Here is a 7,986-nt window from a genome sequence, read left to right as displayed (position 1 = left end):
AAAAAATCAGTATTCGAAAAAAAGAGGTCACCAATAACCCACATTGGTGACCAACATCCTTATTCATAGTATGACCATTGTCCATAACCTGAAGTAATGAAATTTTCCTTCATTACCTGCCTGATTGTTTTCTTCGGAAAAACACCACCACACCATTCATAGACAATATTAGTAGACATCTTTTCAAGAGGGTTTAAGAGGTTAAACTCCTTAACACTTCTGATAAGCGCACTCTTTGTATTCTCTTTCACTGAACAGTTATTGCACATAAATACCCTTCCGCTATATTCCTCCATAACCTTCCCGCATGAATGGCAGAACACACCTTTTCTCAGTTGAGAGTATTCATACTTTGGTACTTTGGTAAATGGAGATTTCGTCAAATGAGATGATAGTAATTTATCTGACAGTTTGGAATGTTGATTATTCAAAGTTGACTTATTGCTATTCAGTTGATGGATAAAGCGGTTAAGGTTTGTTGGGAGTATAATTCTCCTGTTTAGAGGAGCGGGATTGACAAATACGAGGTAGGGTTCTATGGAGATATTAAATCCGAAATAATTGAAGAATTGTCTTAAAAGAGATAAGTTTCTTTCCAGTTGAAGCAGTGGATTCTTAACTTCGGTTCCATTAAATTTCCTAAAAGTGTCACCGTCAAAATAATACTCACCTTCAAAATTTTTCACTTCAAATAGGTAGCTGAGACTTTGAGTTATCATCAGTGAGTCTATTTGAAAATGTGAATGATGCTGTTCAAGCAGCAGGTCATTAAGGATAAGTGACTGAATGACTATTCGTTTCAGATACCCATCAAACATCACCTCTCCTTCAAATCCCTTTGTCAGGTTGGTAAGGTATTGTTTGTCTTTTTCCTCCAGAGTCATCCGGGGGTTCAGTGCCTTCAGCACTCTCAACTCTTCTGATTCAGAGCGATTTTTTATAAACATAATCCACATCCTTTCTAGATTTTATTTTACCTAATAAGTTCCCAATTTTCTGTGAACATTTCAAGGACGCAGTCTAGCTGGCTTTACGGGCCATCCCACCACACTTCCACTATTATTTATTGAATCTTGATATTCCTGCTGATATAATCAACAATAGTGTACATGCGCGAGTATAGTAGGAGTGAACGCAATGAACAGAGAAGATAGACTTAATAGACAGAGTAAAATACGAAATTTTTCGATTATCGCCCATATTGACCATGGTAAGTCGACGCTGGCTGACCGGATCCTCGAAAAGACGAATGCATTGACTGCGCGTGAAATGAAGGATCAGCTTCTGGATTCGATGGACCTTGAGCGTGAGCGCGGAATAACGATAAAATTGAATTCGGTGCAATTGAAGTACAAGGCGAAGGATGGAGAGATTTACACTTTCCATTTGATTGATACTCCTGGACACGTCGATTTCACATATGAGGTATCCAGAAGCCTTGCTGCCTGTGAAGGTGCAGTTCTAGTTGTTGATGCTGCACAGGGTATTGAAGCGCAGACTTTGGCTAACGTATACCTGGCAATTGATAACAATCTTGAAATTGTGCCAGTTATCAATAAAATCGATTTGCCAAGTGCGGATCCTGAGCGTGTTAGAAATGAAATTGAAGAAGTGATCGGGCTGGATGCTTCAGAGGCTGTTCTTGCGTCTGCGAAAGCGGGAATCGGTATTGAAGATATTCTTGAGCAAATCGTCGAGAAGGTTCCTGCTCCACAGGGGGACCCTGAAGCTCCTTTAAAAGCTTTGATTTTCGACTCTTTGTACGACGCATACCGCGGCGTAGTCGCTTATATCCGTGTCGTCGATGGCACCGTAAAAGTTGGCGACAAGGTCAGGATGATGGCGACAGGCAAAGAGTTTGAAGTAACAGAGGTTGGAGTATTCACTCCAAAGGCGACTCCTGCAGAGGAACTAACCGTCGGGGATGTTGGTTTCTTGACAGCTGCAATCAAGAATGTTGGCGACACACGCGTTGGTGATACGATTACCAATACGAAAAACGGCGCGACTGAACCGCTTCCAGGTTATCGCCGCCTAAACCCTATGGTATATTGCGGATTATATCCAATTGATTCAGCGAAATTCAACGACCTGAGGGAAGCGCTCGAAAAGCTTGAGCTTAACGATTCAGCGCTTCAATTCGAGCCGGAAACATCACAAGCATTAGGCTTCGGTTTCCGCTGTGGATTCCTGGGACTTCTTCATATGGAAATCATCCAAGAGCGTATCGAACGTGAATTCAAGATTGATTTGATCACGACAGCGCCAAGTGTAATCTATGATGTAATCATGACTGATGGTACTGAATTGAAGGTAGATAACCCTTCTAACATGCCTGATCCTCAAAAAATAGACCGTGTTGAAGAGCCTTATGTAAAAGCTACAATGATGGCTCCGAATGACTATGTTGGGGCGATCATGGAGCTTTGCCAGGAAAAGCGCGGCATCTTCATCGATATGCAATATATGGACGAAACACGTGTCAGCATCGTGTATGAAATTCCGCTGTCAGAAATCGTTTATGATTTCTTCGATCAGCTAAAATCAAGCACGAAAGGCTATGCATCTTTCGATTACGAGCTGATTGGGTACAAGACTTCGAAGCTTGTGAAGATGGACATCTTGCTTAATGCTGAAAAAGTTGATGCTTTGAGCTTCATTGTCCATAATGATTTTGCTTACGAGCGCGGAAAGGTTATTGTAGATAAGCTCAAGGACCTTATTCCACGCCAGCAGTTTGAGGTGCCAATCCAGGCAGCAATCGGGCAGAAAATCGTTGCCCGTTCCACAATCAAGGCAATGCGTAAAAACGTATTGGCAAAATGTTACGGTGGAGATATCTCTCGTAAGCGAAAGCTTCTTGAGAAGCAAAAAGAAGGTAAAAAGCGCATGAAGCAAGTCGGTTCAGTAGAAGTTCCACAGGAAGCCTTCATGGCAGTCTTGAAAATGGACGACAACAATACGAAGAAGTAAAATAGCAGGGGAGGCTGGATGTGCTTGTTAAAGCAAGCGATTCTGGCCTCTTTTTTCAATAAACTCAAGGCTTCTTTAGATAATTGGAGTTAAATCCTGGTCTGGAAAGCCACTTAGGAAGTGAACAAAAGTGAAAGCAGCATATATCCATATTCCTTTCTGCCACCATATTTGTCATTACTGTGATTTCAACAAGGTATTCATGAAGGGACAGCCTGTCGATGAATACCTGAAGGCGCTAGAAAAGGAAATGAGCCTGCCGTTAAACAAACAGGTAATGGAGACGGTATTTGTCGGTGGTGGCACACCAACTGCCTTGAATGAAAAACAATTGGATAAGCTAGTTTCAGCCATCAACAGACAGCTTAATATAGACACCAATACGGAATATACTTTTGAAGCGAATCCGGGCGACCTGTCAAAAGAAAAACTGGCCATCCTAAAGAATGCTGGTGTGAATCGTCTGAGTTTTGGAGTACAGACCTTTAATGATGAACTTTTGAAAAAAATCGGCCGCAGCCATCGGGCGAAGGATGTATTTGAATCAATTGAAAATGCGAAAACAGCAGGTTTCGATAATATCAGCATCGACTTGATATACAGCCTTCCGAGCCAGACAAAGCAAGATTTCATAGAATCAATCCAAACAGCCCTCGGATTAGGACTGGTTCATTATTCAGGGTATTCGTTAATCATTGAACCGAAAACAGTGTTCTACAACTTACTTCAAAAAGGCAAGCTCCCACTGCCAGGAGAGGATGCGGAAGCAGAAATGTATGAAACACTAATGGAGCAAATGGAAATCGCCGGTCTGAGGCAATATGAAATCAGCAATTTCGCCGTCCAAGGGTTCGAAAGCAGACACAACCTTACCTATTGGAACAACGAAGAGTATTACGGATTCGGTGCCGGGGCTCATGGGTATGTCGATGGAATCAGGCAGTCCAATTTTGGACCATTAAAAAAATATATGGAGCCTCTATCTAAAGGGGAACTTCCGATCATGGATGCGCATAAAGTGACCCTTGAGGAAAAAATGGAAGAGGAAATGTTCCTCGGACTACGTAAGACTGAAGGTGTCTCGATTCGACACTTTGAGGAAAAATTTGGCCAGAATCCGCTGAGTTTATTTGCGGGTCAAATCAAGGATTGGTCTGAGAAAGGCCTTCTGAAAAGTGATGGAGATAAAATCTCACTAACAAGACAAGGGCGCCTTCTCGGTAATGAAGTTTTTCAATCATTCATCGGGGTATCAAATCATTGACATCCTCAGCGTTTATTGATAAATTATTTTTAGAATTAGCACTCGTTCTTATAGAGTGCTAACAGAGGTGATGATGTTGTTAACAGATCGTCAGGTGCTCATTTTGCAGGTGATTGTTGATGACTTTATTCGTTCAGCTCAACCGATAGGTTCGAGGAGCTTGTCGAAAAAGGAAGAAATTAATTTCAGTTCGGCGACAATCCGAAATGAAATGGCGGATTTGGAGGATATGGGATTCATTGAAAAAACCCATACATCCTCAGGAAGGATTCCGTCCGAAAAGGGATATCGTTTCTATGTGGATAACCTTCTGCTGCCGCAAAAAGTAAATCATTCAGATATGGCGGCGGTTAAATCGATTTTTGCCGAACGGATATACGAGCTAGAAAAAATCGTGCAGAAGTCAGCAAAAATCCTGTCTGAAATGACGAATTATACTTCAATTGTGTTAGGTCCGGCTGTTAAGGACAATAGATTGAGGAAGCTTCAGATCGTTCCGTTGACAAAGGACACTGCGATAGCCATTATCGTGACAGACACTGGGCATGTTGAAAACAGGATGTTCAATTTCCCTACGAGTGTCGATCCTTCTGATGTTGAGAAAATGGTCAACATCCTGAACGAACGCTTGGCAGGAGTCCCACTCACAAGTCTTAACTCAAAGATTTACAAGGAGATCGCAATGCTGTTGCGCCAGCATATTAGCAGCTATGATACTCTCCTGCACTCGATTGCGGACACACTCAATCTGCCTTCGCATGAAAAAGTATTTTTTGGCGGCAAGACCAATATCCTAAGCCAGCCAGAATTCAACGATGTTGAGAAAATCCGCAGCCTTATGAACATGATTGAGCATGAGGACGGTTTATATCAACTGATCAAACAAAATCCGGCAGGGATTAACGTAAGGATTGGCACGGAAAATGATAACTCAGCGATGGAAAATTGCAGCCTCATAACTGCAACCTATGCAATTGGCGAAGAGAAATTGGGAACAATTGCGGTTTTAGGTCCAACACGTATGGAGTATTCACGTGTCATCAGCTTGCTGCAATTGATCAGCACAGATTTGTCCAAGGTGCTGACTGACCTGTATCAAAATAAATAGGCATGGAAATATTGATTAAGGGTGGAGCAGCCTGTTCCATCCTGAATAGTTATGTGTTTTCTACTGAAGCATGTTTGCTTCGTTGAAATATAAAACCCATCCAGGCATTCTGGAACAGTGTGGCATTAGTTGCCGCGTTACTTTGAGGGAGGTGAGTTAACGTGACAGAAGAGAGAAATACTGAGCAAGAATTGAACAGCCAGACGGAAGAAGAAACGGTTGAGGAAGTTTTTGCTGAAAATGAAGCTTCTGAAAATACTGAAGAGAAGCCAGCTCAAGAGGGAGAACAAGATCCAATGGTTGAACTGCAAGGGAAGCTTGAGGAAGCCGAAAACCGTTACTTGCGCCTTCAGGCTGATTTTGACAACTTCCGCCGCCGATCAAGAATTGAACTTGAAGCGAGCGCTAAATATAGAGCCCAAAACATTATTTCCGATCTGCTTCCAGCAATCGACAACTTCGAGCGTGCTTTGAAGATGGATGTAGATAATGAACAGGCTAAATCCCTTAAACAGGGAGTGGAAATGGTGTACCGCAGCTTGCTTGATGCCCTTAAAAATGAAGGCGTTGAAGTAATAGAAGCTGTTGGAAAGGAATTTGATCCGCATCTTCACCAGGCTGTTATGCAGGCTGAAGATGAAAATTTCGGCCCTAACATTGTTGTTGAAGAGTTCCAAAAAGGCTATATGCTAAAGGACCGCATTATTCGTCCGGCAATGGTGAAAGTGAACCAATAACAGTAAAGAGTCTACATAAATGAACCAGGAGGTATTTGAAAATGAGTAAAATCATCGGTATTGACTTAGGAACAACTAACTCTTGTGTTGCCGTACTAGAAGGCGGCGAACCAAAGGTAATCCCAAATCCAGAAGGAAACAGAACGACTCCTTCTGTTATCGCGTTCAAAAATGGTGAGCGCCAGGTAGGTGAAGTGGCAAAACGCCAGGCAATCACTAACCCTAACACAATCATCTCTATTAAGCGTCACATGGGTACAGACCATAAAGTTGAAGCAGAAGGCAAAGAATATTCACCACAGGAACTATCAGCAGTTATTCTTCAATACTTGAAGTCTTATGCTGAAGACTATCTTGGTGAGCCTGTGACAAAAGCGGTAATCACTGTTCCGGCTTACTTCAACGATGCAGAACGTCAGGCAACTAAGGATGCTGGAAGAATCGCAGGTCTTGAAGTTGAGCGTATCATCAACGAGCCAACAGCTGCAGCACTTGCTTACGGCCTTGATAAAATGGATGAAGACCAGACAATCCTTGTTTATGACCTTGGCGGCGGTACTTTCGACGTTTCCATCCTTGAACTTGGCGATGGCGTATTCGAAGTTAAATCAACTGCAGGTGACAACCGTCTTGGCGGTGACGACTTTGACCAGGTGATCATTGACTACTTGGTAGATCAATTCAAGAAAGAAAATGGCATTGACCTTTCAAAAGATAAAATGGCTCTTCAGCGTCTAAAAGATGCTGCTGAAAAAGCAAAGAAGGATCTTTCTGGCGTAACTTCTACACAGATTTCCCTTCCATTCATCACTGCTGGAGAAGCTGGACCGCTTCACCTTGAAGTGAACCTGTCTCGCGCTAAATTTGAAGAGCTTTCTGCAGGTTTGGTAGAACGTACAATGGGCCCAACTCGCCAGGCGCTTAAAGATGCAGGCTTAAGCCCATCAGAACTGGATAAAGTCATCCTTGTCGGCGGATCTACACGTATCCCGGCTGTACAAGAAGCAATCAAAAAAGAAACTGGAAAAGACCCTCACAGAGGCGTAAACCCTGATGAAGTTGTTGCTATGGGTGCAGCAATCCAGGGCGGCGTTATCTCTGGTGATGTAAAGGATGTAGTTCTTCTTGACGTTACTCCGCTTTCACTTGGTATCGAAACAATGGGCGGCGTATTCACAAAGCTGATCGATCGCAATACAACAATCCCTACTTCAAAGTCACAGGTATTCTCAACTGCTGCTGACAACCAGACTGCTGTTGATATTCACGTGCTTCAAGGTGAGCGTTCAATGGCATCTGCCAATAAGACGTTGGGACGTTTCCAATTGACTGATATTCCACCATCTCCACGTGGAGTACCTCAGGTTGAAGTAACATTCGATATTGATAAAAACGGTATCGTAAACGTACGTGCGAAGGACCTTGGCACAAACAAAGAACAGCAAATCACAATCAAGTCATCTACAGGTCTGTCTGATGATGAAATCGACCGCATGGTAAGAGAAGCGGAAGAAAACGCTGAAGCCGACAAAAAACTCAAAGAAGAAGTAGAACTTCGCAACGAAGCTGATCAGTTAGTATTCACTGCTGAAAAGACTTTGAAGGACCTTGAAGGCAAGGTAGATGAAGAAGAAGTCAAGAAGGCAAACGAAGCTAAAGATGAGCTGAAGGCTGCAATCGAAAAAGGTGAAATTGAAGAAATCCGCACTAAGAAGGATGCTCTTCAAGAGATCGTTACAAACCTGAGCGTGAAGCTTTACGAAGAAGCTGCCAAGCAACAGCAGGCACAGCAAGGCGCTGAAGGTCAAGAAGGAACGAAGAAAGACGACAATGTCGTAGACGCAGAATTCGAAGAAGTAAATGACGATAAATAAACAATCATAACACCAAAAAGTCAAAGTCAG

Annotated in this window: 6 protein-coding genes; 5 read left to right on the top strand and 1 reads right to left on the bottom strand. The window is 42.8% G+C overall.

The features are described 5' to 3' along the window. Nucleotides 1-59: 59 nt before the first annotated feature. Nucleotides 60-947 (bottom strand): nuclease-related domain-containing protein, encoded by an 888-nt coding sequence (locus TY49_RS15995; protein WP_041966910.1) that lies wholly within the window; start codon nt 945-947, stop codon nt 60-62. A gap of 190 nt (nt 948-1,137) precedes the next feature. Here TY49_RS15995 and lepA point away from each other — a divergent pair, with 190 nt between their 5' ends. The 5 genes from lepA to dnaK all read left to right on the top strand — a co-directional run bounded on the left by lepA (nt 1,138) and on the right by dnaK (nt 7,956). Further along, nucleotides 1,138-2,973 (top strand): translation elongation factor 4, encoded by a 1,836-nt coding sequence (gene lepA, locus TY49_RS15990; protein WP_041966909.1) that lies wholly within the window; start codon nt 1,138-1,140, stop codon nt 2,971-2,973. A gap of 130 nt (nt 2,974-3,103) precedes the next feature. Continuing rightward, nucleotides 3,104-4,237: a radical SAM family heme chaperone HemW gene (gene hemW / locus TY49_RS15985; RefSeq protein ID WP_041966908.1), complete on the top strand. Its 1,134-nt coding sequence runs from the start codon at nt 3,104-3,106 to the stop codon at nt 4,235-4,237. A gap of 76 nt (nt 4,238-4,313) precedes the next feature. Next, nucleotides 4,314-5,345 (top strand): heat-inducible transcriptional repressor HrcA, encoded by a 1,032-nt coding sequence (gene hrcA / locus TY49_RS15980; protein ID WP_041966907.1) that lies wholly within the window; start codon nt 4,314-4,316, stop codon nt 5,343-5,345. 161 nt (nt 5,346-5,506) lie between these two features. Continuing rightward, a complete protein-coding gene (gene grpE / locus TY49_RS15975; protein WP_041966906.1) occupies nt 5,507-6,082 on the top strand; it encodes a nucleotide exchange factor GrpE in 576 nt (191 codons plus the stop codon). 41 nt (nt 6,083-6,123) lie between these two features. Continuing rightward, a complete protein-coding gene (gene dnaK / locus TY49_RS15970) occupies nt 6,124-7,956 on the top strand; it encodes a molecular chaperone DnaK (RefSeq protein WP_041966905.1) in 1,833 nt (610 codons plus the stop codon). Nucleotides 7,957-7,986 lie beyond the last annotated feature (30 nt).

The sequence above is a fragment of the Mesobacillus selenatarsenatis SF-1 genome, assembly GCF_000813125.1.
Classification (GTDB): domain Bacteria; phylum Bacillota; class Bacilli; order Bacillales; family Cytobacillaceae; genus Mesobacillus; species Mesobacillus selenatarsenatis.
This window is presented reverse-complemented; position numbering and strand designations above follow the sequence as displayed.